Origin of the sequence: Kitasatospora arboriphila (assembly GCF_039528095.1) — a bacterium.
Lineage (GTDB): Bacteria > Actinomycetota > Actinomycetes > Streptomycetales > Streptomycetaceae > Kitasatospora > Kitasatospora arboriphila.
Map to the genome: position 1 here is coordinate 34,562 of NZ_BAAALD010000018.1, position 25,114 is coordinate 59,675.

The window sequence follows — 25,114 nt, forward strand, 5'->3', positions numbered from 1 at the left end:
GTCTCCGCCTACTACCTGTCCAAGTGGGGCAACGACCAGGCCAAGGACAACAACGGCGCCGTCATCCCCGACTGCCCGGGCGGTTCCACCCCGCCGCCGTCCGGCACGACCAGGTACTGGGTCGACACCTTCGCCAACGCCCCCGTCTACGCCTCCCCCACCAGCACGGCAAGCACCGGCACCCTCAACCAGGGCACCAACTACGTGTTCTGCAAGACCTGGGGACGCGAGATCCGCAACGGCAGCAGCTACAACCACTGGTGGCTGAAGACCGACCCCGACACCGGCCCCGCCGGCCAATGGGTCTCCGCCTACTACCTGTCCAAGTGGGGCAACGACCAGGCCAAGGACAACAACGGCACCGTCGTCCCCGACTGCTGAGCCGGCGGGCCCCGGCCCGGTGGACGACCCCGTCCCGGGCCGGGCCCTGCGGCCGAGCGGCACCGCCGGCCCACCCCACGCGACGTCGGCTCTCCCGATCGGTGGACCGGAACCGTCTCCGCGGCCGCTACCGTCTGCTGTGAACGACGGGACGTGGGACGGCGAGAGGATCGGCGGCGTGGAGGCACTCGGGTCCGCGGACCCCCGGCAGGTGGGCGACTACCGCCTGGTCCGCAGGCTCGGCGCGGGCGGGATGGGCCAGGTCTTCCTGGGGCGGACCGCGGGCGGGCGCACGGTGGCGGTGAAGATGGTGCACCCGCCCTACGCGGCCGACCAGGAGTTCCGGGTGCGGTTCCGGCAGGAGGTGGCGGCGGCCCGACGGGTCGGCGGTCGGTGGACCGCGCCGGTGCTGGACGCCGACACCGAGGGCGACCGCCCCTGGGTGGCCACCGGATACGTCGCCGGACCGTCGCTGGGATCGGCGGTCCACGAGTACGGTCCGTTGCCGGCCGCGGCCGTCCACGCGCTGGGGATCGGACTGGCCGAGGCGCTGAAGGCCGTGCACGGCCTCGGCCTCGTCCACCGCGACGTCAAGCCGTCGAACGTCCTGCTGGCCCTGGACGGGCCGCGGCTCATCGACTTCGGCATCAGCCGGGCACTGGACGCCACGACCGCGCTCACCCAATCGGGTTTCGTGCTCGGCAGTCCCGGCTACCTCTCGCCGGAGCAGGCCGAGGGGCGGACGGTGGGCCCGGCCTCGGACGTCTTCTCGCTGGGCGCGGTGCTGGCGTACGCCGCCACCGGCGTCCCGCCGTTCGGCGCGGGCGTGAGCACACCCGTCCTGCTCTACCGCGTCCTGCACGAGGAGCCCGACCTCCGCGGGCTCGACACCGTCGCCCCGGGGCTGCGGGACCTCGTGTCCGCCTGCCTCGCCAAGGACCCCGCGGCACGGCCCGCCCCGGACCGGATCAGCGCGTGGCTGGCGGCCGGCGACGGCGCGGCGGCGGAACGGCTGACGGGGCACGGCTGGCTGCCGTCCGAGATCGCCGGCTCACTGGCCCGCCTCGCGGTGGAACTGCTCGACCTCGCCGCCGAGGCCGCGCCGGGCGGACGCCCGGGCGACGTCGCCCCGCCACCGCTCCGGTCCGCCGTCCAGGTGCCGGACCCGGCGCACCACGGTCCGACGGTGCGGGGAGCCACGGCCGTACCGCCGCCGCCGGCCCACCCGCCCACGCCGACGGCTGCGGCCGTCCCGTCGGCCGGAATCATGGCGGCGGTCGACCCCCCGCCCGTGGCGGCCCGTTCCGGTCGCGTGCGTCCCGGTCTCGTCATCGCCACCGCAACGGCGGTCGTGGTGGCCGGTACGGCCGTCTACCTCTCCACCAGCCACAGCAACCACGTCTCCGGCGCCGGACAGCCGACGGCCGGCGGCCGCGACGCCCGGTCCTCCGGCCCGTCCGCACCGGTGCCCGCCCCGACGTCGCCGACCTCCGGCGAACCGGCCCCGCAGACACCCGCCGGCACGGTACCCACCGCCCTGCTCGGCACCTGGCAGGGTCCGCTCACCGGCCAACAGAACGACGTCCGGGCGGACTTCACCATCACCCTCACCCAGGGACGGCCGGGCGAGCCGGTCGGCACCATCCACAACAACACCGGAACCGGCACCCGCTACTGCGACTCCGTCGCCGACCTGGTCGCCGTCGGCACCGACCGCCTGATCCTCAAGACCCGCCCGATGAGCATCCTCACCGGCTGCGCAGCCGACCCGCACGAGCAGGTCTACACACGCAACGCCGACGGCAGCCTCCACCTCAGCGTCGGCGCCTACTCCGGCGACCTCGCGAGGAGGTGACCGCCGTGCACGACCGTCGGCCCGCCGTCCGCGGGCCGACCCGTGGCTCACCGGCCGGCGGGTGGGACTCCGGTCACGGCGCGCCGGAGGACACCCAGATGCTGATGGTGCTGCCGGGGTCGATCCGGCTGAAGCTGCCCGGCTCCTGGCGGACGACCTCGCCGCTCGGCCAGATCTTGTCCGGCACGCTCTGCTCCTGCAGCTTGAAGTGGCCGATGTCGGCGCAGGTGCGGGCGTCGGCCACGGTCATGTGTTCCAGTGCCGGTGCTTCGGGCCGGTCGCCGGTCGCGCTGTCGCAGCCGGTGAGGGCGCCGACGGCCCTGGGGTCGCCGCCGGTGGAGATCCAGACCTTGACGGTGCTGCCGACGGTGGTGTCCTCCGATCCGGGTTCCTGGCGTGCCACCTGCCCGGCCGGGGTGAGGCGGTCCTGGACCTTGCCGGCCTCCTCCAGCTTGAGGTGGGCGATGTCCGCGCAGGTCCGGGCGGCGTTCAGGGTCCTGCCCTTGAGCCAGGGGGTGGGGACCTTGCCGTGCTGCTCCTCGGCCTCGCAGTTGGCGAGGTCCCCCGTCGCCCGGGGATCGCCGCCCGTCGACACCCAGACGGTGACGGTGCTGCCCTGCTTCACCGACTGGGAGGTCCCCGGTTCCTGCCGGGTGACGGTGTCCTTGTTGTACTTGCTGCCGGTGGTGGTCTTCTGGTCGATCTTCAGTCCGGCGATCTCCGCGCAGGTCCGCGCCTCGGCGGGCGACATGCCCGAGAACGAGGGCGGGTTGAAGCCGTCGCCCCCGAAGGACAGCGGATCGCACGAGGAGTACGGGCCGGTCGCCCGCGGGTCCGGGGTGTGGGTGGCCGTCCGGTACCCGAAGGGGTCACCGAACGCGGTCACGGCCCAGACGACCGCGACGACGGGCACCAGGGCCAGACCGACGATCCTGGCGTTGCGCACGCGCCGCAGCTGCGCCTGCCGCCGGATCGCGACGTACCGCATGCCCTCGGCGAGGGCGTCGGCCGTGGCGGCGTCGTCGGCACCGGTGAACGCCGCGAACGGCCAGGACGGACCGGTACCCGCTCCGGCACCCGCGCCCCCACCCCTGCCCCCGGTGTCCCGGGCGTCGGCGTGCTCGGCCCCGGCGGGCCGGGCCCTGTCGTCCTCGGCCCTGATGTGCTCCGCCCTGATGTGCTCGGCCGTGACGGTGGGAGCGGAGTGCAGCGGACGGGTCGGTGCTCCGCCCGCGGCGGCCCGGCGGACGTCCTCGGCCATGGCGTGGGCGCTCTGGTAGCGCCCGGCGGGGTCCTTCGCGAGGGCGCGGGCCACCACCGCGTCGACGGCCGGCGGCAGCGACGGGTTGATCGAGGACGGCACCGGCGGCGGCTGCTGGACGTGCTGGTAGAGCACGCTCATCGCCGACTCCCCGTCGAACGGCAGGGTGCCGGTGACCAGTTCGAACAGCATGCAGCCGACCGAGTAGAGGTCGGAGCGGGCGTCCGCCGGCCTGCCCTGCGCCTGCTCGGGCGAGAGGTACTGGGGTGTGCCGAGGACGGTGCCCGTGCGGGTCATCGCGGTGGCGTCCGACTGCAGCGCCCGGGCGATGCCGAAGTCCATCACCTTGACGGTGCCGTCGTCCGTCGTCATGACGTTGGCCGGTTTGATGTCCCGGTGGACGAGCCCCTGGCGGTGGCTGCACTCCAGGGCGTCCAGCACGGCCGAGGTCACGGCCAGCGCACGGTCCAGCGGGACGGTGCCGCCGGCACGGCGCGCGGCCGCCTCACGGACGAGTTCGCGCACCGACCGGCCCCGGACGTACTCCATCACCATGTACGGCACCACGCCGTCGGGCCCGGTGTCCTCGCCGCTGTCGTGCACGGCCACGATGTTGACGTGGTTGAGCGCCGCGACCGCCTGCGCCTCGCGGCGGAACCGCTCGCGGAAGGCCGGGTCGCGGGCCAGGTCCGGGTGGAGCGTCTTCACGGCGACGGTCCGTCCCAGCACCCGGTCGCGGGCCCGGTGCACGGACGCCATGCCGCCCTCCCCGAGCGGTGCCTGCATCTCGTAGCGGCCCTGCCCGGCCGAGCGGATCGGCCCCGCCGTGTGCAGGCCCTCGGTCTCCTCGACGTCCATCGCCCCCGTCTTCCCCGTCGCCCTCTCGGCGCGGGGCCGCCACCGGGTGAACGTCGACTCCGGTGGCACCCCGTCGGCCGGGCGTGATCGCTGCCCGTGCGCACCGGCCCTGACCGACCGTCACCGGTGCGGCCGGGGCCGCACGGCGGGCCTGGTGTGCATGACAGGCGACCGTACCGCGCCGACCGCGGCCGGGTCGAACCGAATGCGTGCACGACTCGACCCGGCCCCGGCCCCGGCCCCGGCCCCGACGGAGCCCTAACGGAACATGCGGTCACCGGCGTTGGCCATGCGGTGGGTCGAGCCGTGGCGGTTCACCCAGTCGCGGACGAGGTCGACGGCGTTGGCGCACTGCCAGCTCCGGTCGTACTCGCGCACCCCGGTGAAGGCGCCGTAGCCCGCGATGATGCCGTCCACCCGCGCGTCGCCCAGCAGCTTGTCGACGTACCACGGGTCGTTGTAGGTGGTCGTCCAGGAGAGCGTGGCGGCGAGCTGTCCGGCGGCGCGGTCCGCGGCGCCCTTCTTCAGTTCCGCGCACGTGTTGTACGTGGCTTCGGTGCAGTTGCCGAACCCCTTGGTGATGTCGCTGTCGCCGTAGTCCATCACCCGGCGGCCGGCCGGGATCGCCGGGCCGGACCGGTCGAAGGCGGCGCGGACCCGGTCGCGCGTCCCGGTCGTCGTCATGCCCTCCAGCGGGCCGAGCCTGCCTTCGAGGCTCATCCAGCCGCGGCCGCCGACGTCCGGGGTGCTGCCGCCGTGGTACTCGTAGAAGCCGTAGAGCACCTGGATGCCGGCGGCCGTCAGCCGCTGGGCCTTGTCGCGCAGTCCGGCGACGCTGCATCCGCGGTTCTGCTGCTCCCCGCAGTAGTTGGGGTCCTTGATGTCCAGCCAGACCAGGGCCAGCCGGCGCCCGGCACCGGCGTTGCCGACGATCCGGTCGATCATGCTGTCGAAGCTCGGGCCCGGCCGGGCGTCGCCGGCCGAGGAGCAGTCGTGGTAGGCGCGCCATTCGTTCGGGTTCCACCAGGCGCAGACGTCGATCTCGATGCCGTTGGCGCCGTGGTCGAGTGCGGCGTCGACGCCGTCCAGGGTGTCGACCCGGTGCGCGACGGCGTAGATCGCGTGACGTTGGTCGGCCGCCGCGGCCGGGGTAGCCCCGACGGTGCCGGCGCCGACGGCTCCGCAGAGTGCGGCGGCGGTCAGCGCCGCCCACCTCCGCAAGCCGGCACCCCTCCCGAGTCGAGCGATCATGAATGGCCCCCTTCTTGTCCGCGTTCAGTCAATCGACCTCACCGACTGCATGCTGACACGGCCCCGGCGACGGGGAACCGGATCCGGCCACGCCACGGCACCCGCATGGCCGCGGCCCGGAGCCTCGGGACCGCCCTCACAGCCTCCGGCTGCGCAGCACCCCGGTCAGCATCGGCAGGGTGAACTCACCGCGGGCGGTCTCCGGTTCACCCGCGAGGAAGGCCCGGATCCGGCCCAGCGCGGCCTCCCGTTCCCGCTCCGGCATGACCAGCATCCCCGCGCGGGTCGCGAGCGAGGCGACCAGGGTGTCGGCCGTGCGGCGCTGCCCGTGCGGGAACGCGGTCTGCTCGGGCGACCCGAACCGGGCGGGTCCGCCGGCCTTCGGAAGGTGCATGGCGGCCGTTTCGGCACGCCAGGCGGCGGGCGTGTCACGGGGGCCGACGGCCGCGCTCCCGGCGGTCCGCGCCAGTCCGGCGACCCAGTCGACCCGGTCGTCCAGCAGGTTCCACAGGCCGGCCAGCACGCCGTCGGGTGCCAGGACCCTGGCGATCTCGGGGCCCGCGACGGCCATGTCGAACCAGTGCATGGCGTTGCCGGCCAGCACGGCGTCGACGGAGGCGTCCGGCAGCGGGATCGCCTCGGCGTTGCCCCGCAGGGCGCGGACGTCCGGCAGCGAGCGGCGCAGCTCGGCCAGCATCGCCGGGTCGGGCTCGACCGCGACGACCTCCGCGCCCGGCGCGAGCAGTCCCGCGGTCAGCTTGCCGGTGCCGGCGCCGAGGTCGAGCACCCGCGGGCCGGGCGCGGGTTCGAGCGCCCAGCGCACGGCGGCCTGCGCGTAGTCGGGGCGGTGTTCGGCGTAGGCGGTCGCCGCGACGCCGAACGACGAGGCGTGGAGTGAGCGTTCGTCCTGATTCACACGCCCACGCTAGCTGACGGACGGTCAGCCGACCCGATGGTGCGCGAACCGGATGCCCGAACCGGATGCCCGAACCGGCGGCCGGCCCACGGGTGTTCCGCGGGCACGGCTCGGCGGCCTGCTGCGCCGGTTCGACCGGTTCGACCGGCCCGGCGGGCCGGCGGGCTGGCGGGCTGGCGGGCCGGTCAGGGCTGGCGCAGGGCTTCGCCGAGCCGGCCGGCGGCCTCGACGACGGCCTGGGAGAGCCGGGCGCCGGGGTGGCGGGTGAGCCGCTCGATCGGCCCGGAGACGGAGACGGCGGCGACGACCCGGCCGGCCGGACCGCGCACGGGTGCGGAGACGGAGGCGACCCCGGCCTCGCGTTCGCCGATGGACTGGGCCCAGCCGCGGCGCCGTACGCCGCTGAGGGCGGTGGCGGTGAAGCGGGCGCCCTGCAGGCCGCGGTGGAGGCGTTCGGGCTCCTCCCAGGCGAGCAGGATCTGCGCCGCGGAGCCGACCTTCATCGGGAGGGCGATGCCCACCGGCACGGTGTCCCGCAGGCCGGAGAGGCGTTCGGCGGCGGCCACGCAGATCCGGACCTCGCCCTGCCGGCGGTAGAGCTGGGCGCTCTCGCCGGTGAGGTCGCGCAGGTGGGCCAGGACCGGGCCGGCCGCGGACAGCAGGCGGTCCTCGCCGACGGCCGCCGACAGCTCGGTGAGCCGGGGGCCGAGGGCGAACCGCCCTTGCAGGTCGCGGGCGACCAGGCGGTGCTGTTCCAGTGCGACGGCGAGCCGGTGGGCGGTGGGCCGTGCCAGGCCGGTGGCGGCCACGAGTCCGGCCAGGGTGGTGGGACCGGCCTCCAGGGTGCCGAGGATCGAGGTGACCTTGTCGAGCACGCCGACGCCGCTGGTGTTCTCCATGATGGGTACTCCGTCTCAGATCCCGTGAGCGGCGGGGGCCCCGCCCACGGACGCTCCGCGCGGGAGCGGGGGTGGTCAGCGAGGACAGGCCGGAGAAGTCGGCCGAGTGGCTGCGCCGGGCACGGGACGGGTACGCGGAGAGACCGGGGCGGGAAGCGCCCGGGCGAAGGACAGCACAGAGAGCACCGTGTCTCCTCATCTTTCCCGCGCCACAGTGGCGGCAGGCCGGAGTTGGCACTGATCCCGGGCGGCGCGGCGCGTACTTCGGACGCCGGTTCGACCGGGGAGTTGCCGGGGCTTCGTAGGGCCGGTCCCTCCACCCCTCTGGATGATTCGCGAGGAACCATACAAGATTCCGCGGGCGGCCCGCCAAACCTCCCCCGTCCGCGCCCAGGTCCGTCGGCATCGGCACGGAGCGAATGCCCTTGCTGCAAATTGCAGAAACCCCGTGCGCCCTGACTTGACGTGTCCTCAGGACGGCGGGATCGTCGGTCGCGCGACGCACCCCACCGCCCCCGCGGGCCGGGATCGCCCGTCCCACCGGTCGGCGACCCCCCGCGCACCCCCACCACCCTTCACCCGGGACGGCCGCGACGTGCCCCCACACGCCGTCGCGCCGACGTCCCGGGCCGCCCGGGAGGCAGTCCCCCATGGCTCACACCTTTCCGCGCGCAAGATCGGCCAGGACGGCGTCGTTCGCGGTGCTCCTCCTGCTCGCCACCGCCCTCGTGTCGCTCACGGCGTCCACGGCCGACGCCGCGCCGGCCGCCGTCAGCCTGCCCGGAACCTTCGACAGCGAGATCGGCTGCTCCGGCGACTGGCAGCCCGACTGCCCACGGGCGCAGCTCGCGCAGCGCTCCGACGGACGGTGGGCGGCCGCCTTCGCCCTGCCCGCCGGCAGCTACGAGTACAAGGTCGCGATCGACAACGGCTGGACGGAGAACTACGGCGCGGGCGGCGCGGCGGGCGGCGCCAACCTGTCCGTGACCGTGCCCGCGGGCGGCGCCTCGGTCGCGTTCGTCTACGACCCGGCCACGCACCTGGTCGACAGCTCCGTCCGGCCGGTCGTCACCGCCGTCGGCGACTACCAGTCCGAACTCGGCTGCGGCGCCGACTGGGCACCGACCTGCGCGGCCACCACCCTGCAGGACCCGGACGGCGACGGCGTCTACAGTTACACCACGACCGCGATCCCCGCCGGGGCGTGGAACACCAAGGTCACCGTCGGACAGTCCTGGACGGAGAACTACGGTGCCGGCGGGGCGGCGGGCGGCGCGAACATCGGCTTCACCGTCCCCGCGGACGGGGCGGCCACCACGTTCTCCTACTCCGCCGCCACGCACCTGACGACGGTGCGGAGCACCGAGGCCACCGACACCCCCGCCACGCTCGGCGCGATCTACTCCCCCACCGGCACCACCTTCCGGCTCTGGTCGCCCGACAGTTCCGACGTCAGCGTCAGCGTCGGCGGCACCAGCCACCCGATGACCCCGGTGACCGTGAGCGGCTACTCCGCCGTCTACCAGGCCGTGGTCGGCGGCGACCTCAAGGACCAGGCCTACCAGTTCTCCGTGCGCGGCACCGCCGTCCGCGACCCCTACGCCCAGATGGTCAGGCCCGGCACCACCCAGGGCGTCGTCGTCGACACCGCCTCGGTCGCGCCGACCGGCGGCAGCCGGGCCCCGCGGCCCGCCCTCGCCGATCGGGAGGACTCCGTCGTCTACGAGTTGAGCGTCCGCGACTTCACCGTCGACGCCAGCTCCGGGGTGGACCCTGCCAAGCGCGGGAAGTTCCTCGGCCTGGTGCAGACCGGCACCACCACCGCCGGCGGCGCCAGGACGGGCATCGACCACCTCAAGGAACTGGGCGTCACCACCGTCCAGCTGATGCCCTCGTTCGACTTCGGCAGCACCGTGCCCAACTGGGGCTACGACCCGGTCGACTACAACGTCCCCGAGGAGCAGTACTCCCAGTTCAGCGCGCCGGAGGACCGGATCCGCGAGTTCAAGGACATGGTCGACGGATTCCACCGCAACGGCATCCGCGTGGTCATGGACGTGGTCTACAACCACACCTACGACAAGAACGTCTTCGGCGGCATCACCGGGAAGTACTACACGCCGACCGACCTGTCCGCCACCGGCAACTCGATCGACGACGGCAACCCGATGGTCAGCCGCATGATCCGGGACTCGCTGGAGCACTGGGTCCGCGACTACGACGTCGACGGATTCCGCTTCGACCTCGCCGGGGTGCACCGCTACAGCAGCGTCTCCGCCTGGGCGGGCTACCTCAACACCACCTACCCGGACCGCAACCTCCTGCTGTACGGGGAGCCGTGGAGCGCCGCCGCCGACCCGCAGGAGGCCCAGAAGGTGCGCTACGGCACCGTCCCGGCCCTCGCACCGGCGCACGTCGGCGTCTTCAACGGCGTCTACCGGGACGCGATCCGGGGCGGCACGGACGACGACGTCATGGCCTACATGGGCGGTTCGGGCAACCCCGGCGCCATCGCCTTCGGCATGCGCGGCTCACCGACGGACGCGAAGAGCACCGCCGTCCTGTCCGACCTGTGGAGCCCGGCGTTCGCCTACGACCCCGAGCAGACCGTGAACTACGCCTCGATCCACGACAACCTGAACCTCTACGACAAGATCACCTACTCCGGGGCGAGCGGCGGCGCAGCCGGAACGGCCGGCCGGATCGACCGGTTCGCCGTCGGCATGGTGCTCACCTCCCAGGGGATCCCGGTCATCGCCGAGGGTGACGAGTTCCTCCGCTCCAAGGTCGTCGGGGGCGACTACGCCACGGCGAAGAACTCCTACAACGCCTCCGACACGGTGAACGCGATCCACTGGGGCGACAAGACCGCCAACGCGGCCGTGTTCCGCTACTACAAGGACGCCGTCGCGCTCCGGAAGGCCGCACCGGCGCTGCGCCTCACCGGCTGGGACGCCGTCCACAACCAGATGACCGCCCAGGTGGACGGCTCCGTGGTGGTCGGCCGCATCGGCTCCGACGCCGCGGCGCCCACGAGCTACGACACCGTCGTCGTCTACAACCCCACCGGCAGCACCTACGACGTGGGCCTGCCGCCGGGAACGTGGACGAAGGTCCTCGACGGCGGCGGCGCGGCCTCCGCCACCGGCGACACCGCCTGCGCCGGCCTCGCGGTGACGGTGTTCCGCAAGAACTGACACCGGGCGCGGCCGGTCAGTGGCCGGTCAGTGGCCGGTCAGCTCCAGGACCTCGACGGTGGTGCCGCCGGCGACCCCGCCCGGCGGCACCACCGCGAGGGCGTCGGCGAGCGCCAGACCGCGGAGCATCGCGGGCCCGTCGAACCCGAGCGGCACCGCGCCGCCCCCGGTGAACGCCACCGGCAGCAGCCGGGTGTCCCGTGCGCAGCCCGGCAGGTCGGTGGCGGCGACGACCCGGCGGGGGGACGGGTCCGGCCGGCCCGCCAGCCGCCGGAGCAGCGGCAGGGCGAGGGTCACCGCGCCGGCCACCGCGGCGAGCGGGTTGCCGGGCAGGCCGACCAGGAGGCGGGCCCTGCCGTCGGCGGCGGGCGGCAGTTCGGCGAGCAGCATCGGGTGCCCGGGCCGCACCGCGACGGAGTCGACCGGCAGCCGGGCGCCCAGCCCGCCGAGTGCGTGGTGCAGGAAGTCCACCGGCCCGGCCGCGGTGCTGCCGGTGGTGACCACGACATCGGCCGTCGAGCTGCGCAGGGCGGCGCCCAGCGGCCAGCTGTCGTCCGCCACCCGCCGGATCCCGGTCACCTCGGCGCCCGCGCTCCGCAGCAGGGGCGGCAGCAGCGGGCCGAGGGCGTCGCGCACCCGGCCGTCCCGCGGCAGGCCGGAGGTCAGCAACTCGTCGCCGAGCAGCAGCAGTTCCACGGTCGGGCGGCGGTGGACGGTCAGCCGGTCGTACCCGGCGGCCGCTGCCAGGCCCAGCACGGCCGGGGTGACGGTGGTGCCCGCCGCCAGCAGCAGGTCGCCCCGGCGGCACTCCTGACCGCGCGGGCGGACGTCGCGGCCCGGGGCCGCCGGCTCCGGTGTCCGCCAGTACAGGACGCCGTCGGGTGCCGTCGCCCGCCCGTGCTCGCGGCGCAGCACGGACGTCGCACCGGACGGCAGCCGGGCGCCGGTGGCGACGGGTACGGCGGTGCCCTGGTCGAGCGGCGCGGCCTCGGCGCCGCCCGCGAGGACGCCGCCGTCGCGCAGCCGCCACGGTCCCGTCCCCGCCACCGCCCATCCGTCCATCGCGGAGGTGTCGAACGGCGGCAGGTCGGTGAGGGCGGTCAGCGGCTCGGCGAGCGTGTGGCCGAGCGCCTCGGGGAGGGCCCGGACGGCGGCGGGCAGTGGCTGTCCGGCGCTGTCCCGGGCCGCCTCGCGCGCCCGTTCCCACGTGATGGCCCCGGACGTGGTGCCGTGTTCGGCGCGGGTGCGCAGCGCCGGCCGGTTCACCGGGCACCGCCGGTCGGGGCGGGGCGCCGGCGGTAGACCAGGTAGGGGCGGACGAGGTAGCCGACGGGGGCGCTCCACACGTGCACCAGCCGGGTGAACGGCCAGGCGGCGAAGAGCAGGCAGGCCGAGAGCGCGTGCAGTTGGAACAGCAGCGGGGCACCGGCCATCGCCTCGGGCCGGGGGTGGAGGGCGAACACCCCGCGGAACCAGATCGAGACGGTGGAGCGGTAGTCGTAGCCGCCGCCGACGACGTTGTGCACCGCGGTGGCGGCGAAGCCGAGCAGGACGGTCGCCGACAGCAGCGGGAAGAGCAGTTTGTCGCTGCGGTCGGTGACGATGCGGATCCGCCGGTTCAGCAGTCTGCGGGCGCTCAGCATGCCGAGCCCGGTGATCATGGCCGTTCCGGCGACCGTGCCGAGCGAGACGGCCGTCAGGTGGTAGGCGTGCTCGGAGATCCCGGCCGCCTCCGTCCACGAGGCCGGGACGGCCAGGCCCACGACGTGGCCGCCGATCACCGCGAAGGCGCCCAGGTGGAACAGCGGGCTGCCCCAGCGCAGCCAGCGGTGCTCCAGGAGCTGGCTGGTGCGCGAGGTCCAGCCGAACTGGTCCTGCCGGTAGCGCCAGACGTGCCCGACCGCGAAGACGGCGAGGCAGATGTAGGGGAAGGCGACCCACAGCAGCAGGTCGGCGCCGCCGGCGGGTGCGGCGAGGGGGGTGCCTGCGGGGCTCATCGGTGGCCCTCCTTGGTCCTGGTCGGCAGGAGCGGGATCAGTGTCGGAGGGGCGGGCTCCGGCGGGACGAACGTCTGCGGCGGTGCGAACAGGCCGCCGCCGTACGGGTCGAGGCCGACCTCCTCGGCGGGCGGGCCCGCGGCGGCGAGTTCCGCGACCGCCGCGAGGTCGGCGGCGGTGGGCGGCGGGAGGAGGGTGAGGAGCGCGGCGAGCAGGTGCCGGTAGGGGGAGCCGGCGTCGGCCAGCGAGTGCCGGATCAGTTCGAGTCCGCGCCGGTGCTGGCGCAGCGGCGCCTCGCCCGCGCCCGGGCCTTCGAGGGCGGCGAATTCGAGGACGACCGGGAGGTGGTCCGGGAGTTCGGCGGCGTCGGCCTCCCAGCCGGCGGCGCGGTAGCGCTGGGCGAGGGCGAGCAGGGCGGTGCCCCGGCGGCGGGTGTCGCCGTGCAGGTAGTAGGTCAGGTAGAGGCTGCTCCGGCGGCGCAGGTCGAAAACCTCGACGTAGTGGCGTTCCAGGGCGTCGGGCGGCTGCTCGGCGAACCAGGCGGTGAAGGCGGCGATCTCGACGGCGGCCGGGGAGGGCTGCAGGGCCTCGGCGGTGGCGGCCAACTCCTGCCGCCCGCGGACCAGTTCGGTGTCCGGGTACTGGAGCAGCAGGGAGAGCAGGCGCAGCAGGAGCACGCGCTGCGCGGTCTGCTCCGCCGTGCCGGCCGGGCGGGTCCGGGCCAGGATGCCGATGTGCGGTGCGTTCATGCCGCTACTCCCCCGTCCTTCTGCGCAGGGTGGGGATGCCGAGCATCACCCGGCCGCCCCGGTCGCCGGAGACCTCGACCGGGCAGCGGTCCTCGATCCCGGCGAGGGCGGCGGCGTCCTCCTTGTGCGCGGCCGGCACGACGTACCGGTCGGCGTACTTGGCGACGGCGAGCAGCCGGTGCAGGTCCTCCGCCTCGCGGGCGGTGAGCCCGACGGCCTTCAGCGCGCCCTCGTCGCCCGCCTCGCCGAGGGTGCGCCCGCGCATGTGGGAGCGCAGCGCGGTGAGCTTCATCAGCACGCCGGCCACCACCTCGGTGTCCCCGGCGCTGAACAGCTCGGCCAGGTACTCCAGCGGGATGCGCAGCCGGGTGACGGCGGCGAAGACGTGGTCGGGGTCGTCCCGGCTGCCGCCCGCCGAGTCCACCGCGTCGAGCACCGGGGAGAGCGGCGGGACGTACCAGACCATCGGCAGGGTGCGGTACTCCGGGTGGAGCGGCAGGGCGACCTTGTAGGTGGAGACCAGCGCGTGCACGGGGGAGCGCCGGGCGGCGTCCAGCCAGTCCTCGGGGATGCCGGACTCCCGTGCCGCCGCGATGACTCCGGGGTCGTGCGGGTCGAGGAAGACCCCGCGCTGGGCGTCCAGCAGGTCCTTGTCGTCGGGGGTGGCCGCGGCCTCGCCGACGCGGTCGGCGTCGTACAGCAGGAGGCCGAGGTAGCGCAGCCGGCCGACGCAGGTCTCGGAGCAGACGGTGGGCTGGCCGGCCTCGATCCGCGGGAAGCAGAAGGTGCACTTCTCGGCCTTGCCGGTGGCGTGGTTGACGTACACCTTCTTGTACGGGCAGGCGGTGACGCACATCCGCCAGCCGCGGCAGCGGTCCTGGTCCACCAGGACGATGCCGTCCTCGACCCGCTTGTACATCGCACCGGACGGACAGGCCGACACGCAGGCCGGGTTGAGGCAGTGCTCGCACAGCCGGGGCAGGTGGAAGAGGAAGGTCTGCTCGAACTCGAACTTCACCTTCTCGGCCCACTCGCCGGTCAGGTTGGGGTCGCCGCCCGCGTGCTCGGGCGCACCGCCGAGGCCGTCCTCCCAGTTGGCACCCCAGGTGATCGCCGTCGGCTCCCCGGTGAGGACCGAGCGCGGGCGGGCGACCGGGACGTCGTTCCCGGCCGGGGCGCTGACGAGGTTGTCGTAGTCGTAGGTGACCGGCTCGTAGTAGTCCTCGATGGACGGCAGGTCGGGGTTGGAGAACAGCGACAGCAGCCGCTTGACGCGTCCGCCCGAGCGCAGGACGAGCCGCCCGCGCGCGTCGAGCATCCAGCCGCCCTTCCACTTCTCCTGGTCCTCGTAGCGGCGCGGGTAGCCGACGCCGGGCTTGGTCTCGACGTTGTTGAACCAGGCGTACTCGACTCCGGTGCGGTTGGTCCACGTCTGCTTGCAGGTGACCGAGCAGGTGTGGCAGCCGATGCACTTGTCGAGGTTCATCACCATCGCGATCTGGGCCATGACCCTCATCAGTAGGTCACCTCCTGCGAGCGGCGGCGGATCACGGTGACCTCGTCGCGCTGGTTCCCGGTCGGGCCGTAGTAGTTGAAGGCGTAGGTGAACTGCGCGTAGCCGCCCGCGAGGTGGGTGGGCTTGAGCAGCAGCCGGGTGAGCGAGTTGTGGATGCCGCCGCGCCGGCCGCTGACCTCGGTCTTCGGCACGTTCACGTTGCGGTCCTGGGCGTGGTACATGTACACCGTGCCCTCGGGCATCCGGTGGGTGACGACCGCCCGGGCGGCGACGACGCCGTTGCGGTTGTACGCCTCGATCCAGTCGTTGTCCTTCACGCCGATCCTCTCGGCGTCGCCGGTGGACATCCAGATGACCGGGCCGCCGCGGGACAGGTCGAGCATGTACTTGTTGTCCTGGTAGTTCGAGTGGATGGACCACTTGGAGTGCGGGGTGAGGTAGCGGACGGTGACCTCGGCCCGGCCGTCGCGCAGGTGCTCGTCGCCGTAGTGCCGGGGCGAGTTCAGCGGGGGCCGGTAGACGGGCAGTTGCTCGCCGACCTCGGACACCCAGTCGTGCTGGACGAAGAAGTGCTGGCGGCCGGTGAGGGTGTGCCAGGGCTTCTTGTGCTCGGTGTTGATGACGAACGGCGAGTAGCGCCGCCCGCCGGTCTCCGAGCCCGACCACTCGTACGAGGTCAGCACGGCGCGGGGCTGGGTGCGGGTGTCGGCGAAGGTGATCCGCTCCGCCTCGCGTTCGGCGGCGAGTTCGACCAGGCCCTCGCTGCCGGTCTGCCGCTCCAGCACCCGGAAGCCCTCGGCGGCCAGCCGTCCGTTGGTGGTGCCGGACAGCGCGAGGACCGCCTCGCACATGTGGCTCGCGGTGGCGAGCGAGGGCCGTCCGGCGGCGATCCCGTCCTTCACGGTGCCGTTGCGGTGCCGGAGTTCGTCGATCTCCTTGTCGGGGACGACGGTGACGCCCTTGGTGGTGGTGCCCAGGGTGTCGAGCAGCGGGCCGACAGCACGCATCTTCTGCGCGATCGCGGTGTAGTCCCGTTCGACGACCGCCAGCTTGGGCATGGTCTTCCCGGGGATCGGCTCGCACTCGCCGGCCTTCCAGTCCCGCACCACCCCGCCCGGCTGGGCGAGTTCGTCGGGGGTGTCGTGCAGCAGCGGCACGGCGATGACGTCGGTGCGGGTGCCGAGGTGGTCGGCCGCCAGCTCGCTGAACCGGTCGGCGAGGGCCAGGAAGGTGTCGTAGTCGGTGCGCGCCTGCCAGGGCGGGGCGATGGCCGGGGTGAAGGCGTGCATGAAGGGGTGCATGTCCGTGCTGGACAGGTCGTCCTTCTCGTACCAGGTGGCGGCGGGGAGGACGACGTCGGCGTACAGGCCGGTCGAGGTCATCCGGAAGTCCATGGTGACCAGCAGGTCGAGCTTGCCCTCGGGTGCCTCCTCCCGCCACACCACGTCCTTCGGCCGCCCCTCGGGCGGGGTCTCCTCGGAACGCACGGCCCCGTCCGTGCCCAGCAGGTGGCGCAGGAAGTACTCGTTGCCCTTGCCGGAGGAGCCGAGCAGGTTGGCCCGCCACACGGTCAGCACCCGCGGGAAGTTGGCGGGGTCGTCGGGGTCCTCGGCGGCGAACCGCAGCCGTCCCGACTTCAGCTCGTCGACGACGTGCTCGGCGACCGGCCGGCCGGCCCGGGCGGCCTCGTCCGCCAGGTCGAGCGGGTTGCGGTTGAAACCGGGGTGGCCGGGTGTCCAGCCCAGTCGCACGGCCTGCGCCAGGCAGTCGGCGAAGCCCTTGCCCCGGAACCGTCCCTCGCCGAGCGGGGAGGCGATCTCGTCGGGCCCGAACGCCTCGTAGCGCCACTGGTCGGAGTTCAGGTACCAGTACGAGGTGCCCGCCATGTGCCGGGTGGGCCGCTGCCAGTCGAAGGCGAACGACAGGTGCTGCTGCCCGGTGACCGGGCGGACCTTCTCCTGGCCGACGTAGTGCGCCCAGCCGCCGCCGTTGACGCCCTGGCAGCCGGTCATGGTGATGAGCGCCAGGAACGCCCGGTAGATGGTGTCGGAGTGGAACCAGTGGTTGGTCCCGGCCCCCAGCGCGATCATGGACCGGCCGTTGGTGCGCTCGGCGTTGCGGGCGAACTCGCGGCCGATGCGGGCCGCCTGCTCGGCCGGCACGGAGGTGATCGTCTCCTGCCAGGCCGGCGTGCAGGGCTGCGACGCGTCCTCGTACGAGGACGGCCAGCTGCCCGGGAGCCCGGGACGGTGCACCCCGTACTGGGCGAGCATCAGGTCGAAGACGGTGGTGACGAGCCGGCCGCCGATCCGGCGCACCGGCACCCCGCGCACCAGGACGGAGCCGCCCTCGGTGGCGCCCTCGTCGAAGCGGGGCAGCGCGATCTCGACGGTCTCCTCGGCCCGCTCCAGCAGGCTCAGCTCGGGCACGACGTCGCCCAGGTCGAGGTTCCAGTGGCCCTGTTCCTTCGCCCAGCGGAAGCCGAGCGAGCCGTTCGGCACCACCGGCTCGCCGGTGGCCGAGTCGACGAGGACGGTCTTGGAGCCGGCGTGCTCCGTGTCCTGCCCGAGGTCGGCCGCGGTCAGGAACCCGTCCGGGACGAGGCCGTGCTCGTGCTCGCGCAGGGCCACCAGGAACGGGGCGTCGGTGAACGTGCGCAGGTAGTCCCGGAAGTACGGCACTTCGCGGTCGACGAGGAACTCGCGCAGGACCACGTGGCCCATGGCCATGGCCAGTGCGCCGTCCGTGCCGGGGTGCGGGGCGAGCCACTCGTCGGCGTGCTTGACGTTGTCGGCGTAGTCGGGGCTCACCGCGACGATCTTGGTGCCGTTGTAGCGGGTCTCGGTCAGGAAGTGCGCGTCGGGTGTGCGGGTCACCGGGATGTTGGAACCCCACATGATCAGGTAGCCCGCGTTCCACCAGTCCGCGGACTCCGGCACGTCGGTCTGGTCCCCCCACACCTGCGGCGAGGCGACGGGCAGGTCCGCGTACCAGTCGTAGAACGACAGCAGCGTCCCGCCGATCATCGAGTGGTACCGGGCCCCGGCCGCGAACGACGCGATCGACATCGCCGGGATCGGCGAGAAGCCCGCCACCCGGTCCGGACCGTACGTCCTGACGGTATGCACCTGGGCGGCGGCGACCAGTTCGGTCACCTCGTCCCAGTCCGCGCGCACCAGGCCGCCCTTGCCGCGCGCCCTCTTGTACGCCCGCGCCTTCGCCGGGTCCCCGGTGATCTCGGCCCACGCCGCCACCGGATCGCCCAGGCGTCTGCGGGCCTCCCGCCACAGCTTCAGCAGCTCGCCCCGCACGTACGGGTAGCGCACCCGGCTCGGCGAGTAGGTGTACCAGGAGAACGACGCCCCGCGCGGGCAGCCGCGCGGCTCGTACTCCGGACAGTCGGTGCCGATGGACGGGTAGTCGGTCGCCTGGTGCTCCCAGGTGATGATCCCCTCCTTGACGTACACCATCCAGGAGCAGGAACCCGTGCAGTTGACCCCGTGGGTGGACCGCACGACCTTGTCGTGGGACCAGCGGTCCCGGTAGAAGCCCTCCCACTCCGTGCCGCCCTCGCCGAACGAGGCGCGGCCGTCGGCCGACACCTCACGGCGGGTCAGCAGGCGTCTCGCCGCCAGCGGCCAGTGCTGTCGTTCGCGGGGCCCGGGGTCACCCGCAGCGCTCTCCTCGTCCATGGCCCGAACGCTAGGCAGTGCCCGCAGGTCCGCGCGGGGGCCGAAGGTCCCTGATCACCCGGCCGGCCGGCCCGGGGCACCGGCCGGGAATCGGGCCCTCCGGCACCCCGGTCCGGGACGGTCGGCAGGGACCGCGCAAGGCCCCGGACCAGCAGGCTGATGCCCGACCGAGCCCGAGGCCACCGGCGTGCACGACCTGACGGGCCGCACACCGGAGAGACGGAGAACCCCATGGACACCCGACCGAACGGGACGAGAGCGGCCGCGCCGGCCTCCGGGAGGCGGACCCTGATGCTGGCCCTGGCCACCCTCGGCTTCGCCCTCAACTTCTGGGCCTGGGCGCTGATCAGCCCGCTCGGGCCGCGGTTCAAGGACTCCCTCGGCCTCAGCTCGTTCCAGCAGTCGCTGCTCGTCGCCGTGCCGGTGATCGTCGGGTCGCTGGGCCGCATCCCGGTCGGCGCGCTCACCGACCGCTACGGCGGCCGGGTGATGTTCCCGCTGGTGTCCGCCGCCACCATCGTCCCGGTGCTGTACCTCGGGCTCGCCGGGCACTCCTCGCTGACCGAACTGCTCGTCGGCGGATTCTTCCTCGGCATCGCCGGCACCTCCTTCGCCGTCGGCGTGCCCTTCGTCAGCGCCTGGTTCCCGCCGGAGCGGCGCGGCGCGGCCGTCGGCGTGTTCGGCGCCGGGATGGGCGGCACCGCCATCAGCGCCCTGACCACCGTGAACCTGGTCAAGGGCCACGGCACCGCCACCCCCTTCGTCCTCACCGCGGTCGTGCTCGCCCTCTACGCGGTGGTGGCACTGCTCCTGCTGCGCGACGCCCCCGGCCGGACGGTGCCCTCCGAGCCGCTCGCCCGCCGCCTCGGCGCGGCGCTCCGGCTGCACGTCACCTGGCAGGCCTCCGCCCTGTACGCGGTCGCCTTCGGCGGCTACGTCGCCTTCTCCGTGTACCTGCCGACCTACCTCAAGACCGCCTACGGACTCCAGAGCGCCGACGCGGCCAACCGGATGGCCGGGTTCGTGCTGCTCGCCGTCCTGATGCGGCCGGTCGGCGGCTGGCTGTCCGACCGCACCAGCCCCGTCCGGGTCCTGACCTGGGCGCTCGCCGTGGTCGCCCTCGGCGCCCTGGTCCAGGGCTTCACCCCCGCACTCGCGCCGCTCGGCACGGCGGCCTTCCTGGCCATGGCCGCGGCGCTCGGCGCCGGCAGCGGCGCGACCTTCGCCCTCGTCGCTCTCCTCGCCCCCGCGAACCAGGTCGGCTCCGTCACCGGCGTGGTCGGCGCGGCCGGCGGCCTCGGCGGCTTCGTCCCGCCGCTCGTGATGGGCGCCCTGTACGGCAGCTACCACTCGTACGCGGCCGGCCTGGCGGCCCTCACCCTGGTCGCCCTGGCCGCCGTGGTCTTCACCGCCACCCGGGTCCGGCGCGCCGTCCGCGCCGCCTGACCCGTCCTCCGACCGACGAGGAGAACCCCGACATGTGCGAGTACTGCGGGTGCCAGGCACTGGCCACTATCCGCGACCTGACGAACGAACACGAGGCGGCGGTCAACCTGATCGGCACGGCCCGGGTCGCCCACCGCGAGGGCGACCCGGCCCGGATGGCCGAGGCCGCCCGGGCGATCGCCGCGATCCTGCGCCCGCACACCGAGGTCGAGGAACACGGCCTGTTCCCGGCCCTGGCCGGCGAGTTCCCCGAGCACATCGCCGCCCTGGAGGCCGACCACCGCCGCATCGAAGCCGTCCTCGCCGAGGCCGCGGACGGCACCCCCACCGACCCCGCCTGGCCCCGGCGCCTCCTGGACACCCTCGCCCAGCTGCGGGCCCACATCCTCAAGGAACAGGACGGCGTCTTCCCCGCCGCCCTCGCCGCACTGGGCCCGGCCGACTGGGAGGCCGTCGAAGCCGTCCGCGCCCGCGCCGGCACGGCCCTCCCCCGCCCGGCCCGCTGACCACCGCCCGCTGACCACCGCCCGGTCCCACCGCCCGGTCCCACCGGCATCACGCCGGTCCGCCGGAGCGGAGCCGGGCGGGGCCGAAGGGGTCCGTTGCGTTCGGCGGCACCCCGGTGCTGCGCCCGGAGCTCCGGTGCAGCCGCCGTGCTCGTGGATGCCCCTGGTGGGCGAGCAGCTCCACGACCTTGTCGACGGCGGCCTCGACGGTCTCGTGCTCCCAGATCCTCGGGGGGAGCCAACCCGGCCGGACGAGGTTCTCATCGGTGTGCCGGTCGCGACGCACGTCGTCGTCGAGCTTCCGCCACCACCATTCGGCGTTGTGCTTCGGCGCGTGCAGGTGCTCGGGGCACGCGTGCCAGAAGCAGCCCTGCACGAACACCGCGGTACGCCAGGGCACGAAGGTGATGTCCGCCCTCCCGCGGCGCAGGGTGGGGAGGGGAAGGTCCACCCGGTGGCGGAAGCCGAGTGCGTGCAGTGCCCGCCGGAGGGCGAGTTCGGGTGCGGTGTTCACACGGCGCTGGGCCCGCATCACCCGGCGGGCGTCGGCGTCCCTCGGTCGCGGGACCACCTGCCGGGCACCCGCCTCTTCCATGCCCCGATCAACTCCGACCCGGCCCGGGTGGTCACTCCGACCCGTCGCCGACCTGACCGGCCCGCGACCGTCGCGAGGTGACGCCCTGCCGGAAATTGCTTGGACCGCACCGGGGCCGTCGCGGGAGACTGGGGCTTCTGCCCTTCCGTGCAAGGTTTTTGACGATCAGTCATACATCATTTCATTCGCCGGGAGGGGCAGTCGCTGGGCTTCCGCACGACGCAACGAGGTCGGGATGGGATCGTCCGAGACACTCCGAGGAGCACCGGGCAGGCGTTCGGTGCTCCTCGCGCTCCGCTACTACGGACGGGAGCTGGCCCGGCTCCCGTACCTCACGGTGCCGGCCATGCTGCTGCCGGCGTTGGGCAACATCGGGATCGCCTACCTCGCGCCGCTGGCGGTGGCGAAGCTCGTCGGCCGGATCGCCTCCCCCGCGGGGGCCGGGTCCGGCTCGCTGCTGCCGTACGTCCTGGGCTTCGCCGGCGCCCTGCTGGCCGGGGAGGCGGTGTGGCGCGTCGGCCTGCACTGCCTGAACCGCCTCGACGCCCTCGGCATCGAGCACCTCTACGTGATCGGCATGGACGAGCTGTTCGCCAAGGACGCGGCGTTCTTCCACGACAACTTCGCCGGCTCGCTGACCAAGCGGGTGCTGAGCTTCGCCTCCCGCTACGAGGAGTTCGTCGACACGCTGACCTTCTCGGTCGTGGCCAGCTTCGTGCCGCTGGTCTTCGGCTCGGTGGTGCTGTGGCGCTACGAACCGCTCCTCGTCATCGGGCTGCTGGTGATGATCGCCCTGACGGCGCTGTGCGCGGCCCCGCTCATCCGCCGCCGCCAGGCCCTGGTCAACGAGCGCGAGGAGGCGATCGCCCGGGTGTCCGGCCACGTCGCCGACAGCCTGATGAACATGGACACCGTCCGGGCGTTCGCGGCCGAGCGGGGCGAGGCGGCCGAACACCGCTCCCGTGTCGCCGAGTCGCGCCGGCTCTCGCTGCGGTCCTGGGACTACGGCAACCTGCGCATCGACACCCTGGTCGCGCCGATGTCGGTGCTCACCAACGCCCTCGGCCTGCTGCTGGCGGTGACCCTCGGCGGGGGCCGGCACAACGTGGAGGCGGTGGTGGTCGCCTTCACCTACTACAGCAACGCGACACGGATCATGTTCGAGTTCAACCAGATCTACCGCCGGCTGGAGAGCTCGCTGACGGAGGCCGCACAGTTCACGGAGCTGCTGCTCACGCCGCCGACCGTGCTCGATCCCGCCGTGCCGGAACCGCTGCTGCGCCGGGGCGCGGACGTCCGCTTCGAGCGGGTGCACTTCGCCCACTCCGGCGCGGACCCGATCTTCCGGGGCCTCGACCTCACGGTGCCGTCCGGGGCGAAGTTCGGACTGGTCGGCCGGTCCGGCGGCGGGAAGACCACCCTCACCCGGCTGCTGCTGCGGATGACGGACGTCGACGCCGGACGGATCCTGATCGGCGGCCAGGACGTCACCCGGCTGCGCCAGGCCGACCTGCGCAGCCTGATCGCCTACGTGCCGCAGGACCCGGCGATGTTCCACCGGTCGCTGCGGGACAACATCGCGTTCGCCCGGCCGGGCGCCACCGACGCCGAGATCCGCCGCGCCGCGGAGGCCGCGCACGTCACGGAGTTCACCGACGCGCTGCCGCAGGGCTTCGACACCATGGTGGGCGAGCGCGGCATCAAGTTGTCCGGCGGACAGCGGCAGCGGGTCGCCCTCGCCCGGGCGATCCTGCGCGACGCGCCGATCCTGCTGCTCGACGAGGCGACCAGCGCCCTCGACTCGGAGAGCGAACTCCTCGTCCAGGAGGCCCTGTGGCGGCTCATGGAGGGGCGGACGGCACTGGTGGTGGCGCACCGGCTGAGCACGGTCGCCACCATGGACCGGCTCGTCGTCCTGGACCGCGGACGGATCGTCGAACACGGCACCCACGAGGAACTGCTCGCATCGGAGGGCACCTACGCGAAGCTCTGGCAGCACCAGTCGGGCGGCTTCCTCGACGACACCCCCGCCGGGGCCGACCCTGCCCGTGCCGACCTGCACTGACGCCGGCCGCGGCACGCTCCGCGCATCCGGGGCGACGTGGCCGGGTCCGGCCGTACCGGCAGTCGGTCGCCGACATCGCGGACCCGGGCGAAATGCCGCAGCCGCGGTCCGGCGACGGCGACCATGGGGGCGTACGCGTTCTCCGACCGTTGCTGAGGTGCCCACGTGACTGGCATGACGAGGCTGGTCCCGGTGTCGCTGCGCGGGTACCGGCGGGCGTGGCTGGGCCGGGACGTGCTCGCCGGGGTGGCGCTGTCGGCGGTCGCGATCCCCGAGGTCATGGGGTACACCTCGATCGCCGGCATGCCCATCGTCACCGGCCTGTACACGCTGGTCCTGCCGGCGATCGCCTTCGCCCTGCTGGGCTCGTCGAAGCTGCTGGTCGTCGGCGCGGACTCCGCCACCGCGGCGATCCTCTCCGCCGGGCTGCTCGGGCTCGGGGTGGACGGTCTCGTCCCGGGGTCGCCGCAGTGGGTGGGGCTGGCGGGGCTGGTCGCCCTGCTGTCGGGCGTGATCCTCGCTGCCGCGCGGCTGCTGCGGCTCGGCTTCCTCGCCGACTTCCTGTCCGCCGCCGTCCTGATCGGGTTCCTGACGGGTGTCGGTGTCCAGGTGTCGACGGCTCAGATCCCCGAGCTGCTCGGCATCCCCAGGGGCCGCGGCAACTGGTTCCAGCAGCAGTGGTCCTGGATGTCCCGCCTGGACGAGGTCTCCTGGCGCACCGCCGCCTTCGGCGCCGCCACCGTCGTGATCATCGTGGCCTTCAAGCGGTTCCTGCCCCGGTTCCCCGGTTCCGTCGTGGCGGTGGTGGTGCTGATCGCCGTGTCGGCGGCGACGGACGCCTCGGGCCACGGGGTCGCCGTCGTCGGCGCCGTCGAGGGCGGCTTCCCGCCGCTCGGCCTGCCGTCCGGGCTGACCCCCGGTGACGTGACCGCGGTCTTCTCCGTCGCGGTCTCCTGCTTCGTCCTGATCCTGGCCCAGAGCGCGGCCACGGCCCACAGTTTCGCGACCCGCCACGGCGACCGCGTCGACGTCGACCGCGATCTGGTCGGCCTGTCGGTCGCCAACCTCGCCGCCGGGCTGAGCGGGACCTTCGTCGTCAACGGCTCCCCGACGAAGACGGAGATCCTCGACCAGCAGCGCGGCCGGACCCAGGTCGCCAACCTCACCATGGCGCTCCTGTCGCTCCTGGTCGCGCTGGTCTTCACCGATCTGCTGGCCGACATGCCGCTCGCGACGCTGGCCGGGATCGTGCTCCTGGTGGGCCTCGACCTGATCGACGTGCGCGGTCTGCGGCGGATCCGTACCCGGCGCCGCAACGAGTTCGTCGTGGCCGTCGCCACCGCCCTCGCGGTGTTCTGCATCGGTGTCGAGCAGGGCGTCCTGCTGGCCCTCGCGCTGTCCCTGTTCGAGGTGATCCGGCGGGAGTACCGGCCCAAGGACTTCGTCGTCGGCGTCACCGGCGAGGGCGTGCCCACGTACACGGTCGCCGGGCCGGGGATCGAGAGTGCGCCCGGCCTGATCGTCTTCCGCTTCAACGCGGAGCTCTTCTACGCGAACGCGAGCCGCTTCGCCGACCAGGTCAAGGCGCTCGTCGACGGCGCGCCCCATCCGGTGCGCTGGCTGGTGCTCGACGCCGCGGGCATCGCCGACGTCGACTACTCCGCCGGGGTCCGTCTGCACAGCCTGCTCGACTTCCTCGCCACGCGCGGCGTCACCTTCGTCCTCGCACGGCCCGACGCGGCCCTGGTGGAGACCCTGAAGGTCTACGAGTTGTGGCAGCGGATCCCGCCGGAGAACGTCTTCGGCAACCTGATCGACGCCGTCCGCGCGTATTCGGGCGGCCCGTCCCCCGATGCCCCTCCCGGGGGGCCTCCGGCCGGCTGAGTCCGTGCCCGGTCCTCGCGCACTCCCGGGCCCGGCCACGGGGATC

The 25,114-nt window shown here is 73.7% G+C and carries 16 protein-coding genes, 1 pseudogene and 1 riboswitch; of the genes and pseudogenes, 7 read left to right on the top strand and 10 right to left on the bottom strand.

All coding sequences use genetic code 11. The features are described from left to right. Together ABD353_RS12365 and ABD353_RS12370 are read left to right on the top strand one after the other, a co-directional pair. Window positions 1-381, top strand: a pseudogene (locus tag ABD353_RS12365) (M23 family peptidase); the annotation flags it as partial. A 178-nt stretch (window positions 382-559) separates the two neighbouring features. Next, window positions 560-2,236, top strand: coding sequence for a protein kinase domain-containing protein (locus ABD353_RS12370; RefSeq protein WP_344623586.1), 1,677 nt, complete (start codon window positions 560-562; stop codon window positions 2,234-2,236). 73 nt (window positions 2,237-2,309) lie between these two features. Here ABD353_RS12370 and pknB read toward each other — a convergent pair whose 3' ends face one another. From pknB to ABD353_RS12390, 4 genes are all read right to left on the bottom strand, one after another. Beyond that, entirely contained in the window at window positions 2,310-4,355 is a 2,046-nt protein-coding gene (pknB, locus tag ABD353_RS12375) for a Stk1 family PASTA domain-containing Ser/Thr kinase (protein ID WP_344623587.1), read from the bottom strand. A 258-nt stretch (window positions 4,356-4,613) separates the two neighbouring features. Then, complete coding sequence (locus tag ABD353_RS12380; RefSeq protein WP_344623588.1) at window positions 4,614-5,606, bottom strand: PI-PLC domain-containing protein; 993 nt, start codon at window positions 5,604-5,606, stop codon at window positions 4,614-4,616. A gap of 136 nt (window positions 5,607-5,742) precedes the next feature. Continuing rightward, window positions 5,743-6,522, bottom strand: a complete 780-nt coding sequence (locus ABD353_RS12385) for a class I SAM-dependent methyltransferase (protein WP_344623589.1) — start codon at window positions 6,520-6,522, stop codon at window positions 5,743-5,745. Between the two features lie 185 nt (window positions 6,523-6,707). Further along, on the bottom strand, window positions 6,708-7,421 hold the full coding sequence (locus ABD353_RS12390) for an IclR family transcriptional regulator (RefSeq protein WP_344623590.1): 714 nt from the start codon (window positions 7,419-7,421) through the stop codon (window positions 6,708-6,710). A 192-nt stretch (window positions 7,422-7,613) separates the two neighbouring features. Further along, window positions 7,614-7,756, bottom strand: a riboswitch (SAM riboswitch). 315 nt (window positions 7,757-8,071) lie between these two features. On the opposite strand from ABD353_RS12390, the gene ABD353_RS12395 reads away from it, so the two are divergent. Next, window positions 8,072-10,618: a pullulanase X25 domain-containing protein gene (locus ABD353_RS12395; RefSeq protein WP_344623591.1), complete on the top strand. Its 2,547-nt coding sequence runs from the start codon at window positions 8,072-8,074 to the stop codon at window positions 10,616-10,618. 27 nt (window positions 10,619-10,645) lie between these two features. On the opposite strand, the gene ABD353_RS12400 is transcribed toward ABD353_RS12395, so the two are convergent. Genes ABD353_RS12400 through ABD353_RS12420 form a run of 5 tightly spaced genes read right to left on the bottom strand, consistent with a single transcriptional unit; the run spans window position 10,646 to window position 18,572 of the window. Continuing rightward, entirely contained in the window at window positions 10,646-11,884 is a 1,239-nt protein-coding gene (locus ABD353_RS12400) for a molybdopterin molybdotransferase MoeA (protein WP_344623592.1), read from the bottom strand. Continuing rightward, window positions 11,881-12,615 (bottom strand): respiratory nitrate reductase subunit gamma, encoded by a 735-nt coding sequence (gene narI, locus ABD353_RS12405; RefSeq protein WP_344623593.1) that lies wholly within the window; start codon window positions 12,613-12,615, stop codon window positions 11,881-11,883. Before narI ends, ABD353_RS12400 begins: the two co-directional genes overlap by 4 nt. Next, a complete protein-coding gene (gene narJ / locus ABD353_RS12410) occupies window positions 12,612-13,364 on the bottom strand; it encodes a nitrate reductase molybdenum cofactor assembly chaperone (protein ID WP_344623594.1) in 753 nt (250 codons plus the stop codon). The genes narI and narJ overlap by 4 nt, the downstream gene beginning before the upstream one ends. Window positions 13,365-13,368: 4 nt before the next feature. Then, complete coding sequence (gene narH, locus ABD353_RS12415) at window positions 13,369-14,880, bottom strand: nitrate reductase subunit beta (protein WP_344623595.1); 1,512 nt, start codon at window positions 14,878-14,880, stop codon at window positions 13,369-13,371. Next, window positions 14,880-18,572 (bottom strand): nitrate reductase subunit alpha, encoded by a 3,693-nt coding sequence (locus tag ABD353_RS12420; RefSeq protein WP_344623596.1) that lies wholly within the window; start codon window positions 18,570-18,572, stop codon window positions 14,880-14,882. The genes narH and ABD353_RS12420 overlap by 1 nt, the downstream gene beginning before the upstream one ends. 231 nt (window positions 18,573-18,803) lie before the next feature. Between ABD353_RS12420 and ABD353_RS12425 the strand changes: the two genes are divergently transcribed. Together ABD353_RS12425 and ABD353_RS12430 are read left to right on the top strand one after the other, a co-directional pair. Further along, entirely contained in the window at window positions 18,804-20,018 is a 1,215-nt protein-coding gene (locus ABD353_RS12425) for an MFS transporter (RefSeq protein ID WP_344623597.1), read from the top strand. 32 nt (window positions 20,019-20,050) lie between these two features. Next, window positions 20,051-20,524 (top strand): hemerythrin domain-containing protein, encoded by a 474-nt coding sequence (locus ABD353_RS12430; RefSeq protein WP_344623598.1) that lies wholly within the window; start codon window positions 20,051-20,053, stop codon window positions 20,522-20,524. Between the two features lie 49 nt (window positions 20,525-20,573). Here the strand turns inward: ABD353_RS12430 and ABD353_RS12435 are convergent, their stop codons facing one another. After that, a complete protein-coding gene (locus ABD353_RS12435; RefSeq protein ID WP_344623599.1) occupies window positions 20,574-21,119 on the bottom strand; it encodes a very short patch repair endonuclease in 546 nt (181 codons plus the stop codon). Window positions 21,120-21,399: 280 nt separating this feature from the next. Between ABD353_RS12435 and ABD353_RS12440 the strand changes: the two genes are divergently transcribed. Together ABD353_RS12440 and ABD353_RS12445 are read left to right on the top strand one after the other, a co-directional pair. Then, the gene (locus tag ABD353_RS12440) at window positions 21,400-23,184 is read left to right on the top strand and encodes an ABC transporter ATP-binding protein (RefSeq protein WP_425555145.1); all 1,785 of its coding nucleotides are present in this window, start codon (window positions 21,400-21,402) and stop codon (window positions 23,182-23,184) included. Window positions 23,185-23,358: 174 nt separating this feature from the next. Further along, the gene (locus ABD353_RS12445; protein ID WP_344623601.1) at window positions 23,359-25,068 is read left to right on the top strand and encodes a SulP family inorganic anion transporter; all 1,710 of its coding nucleotides are present in this window, start codon (window positions 23,359-23,361) and stop codon (window positions 25,066-25,068) included. Window positions 25,069-25,114: the final 46 nt, after the last annotated feature.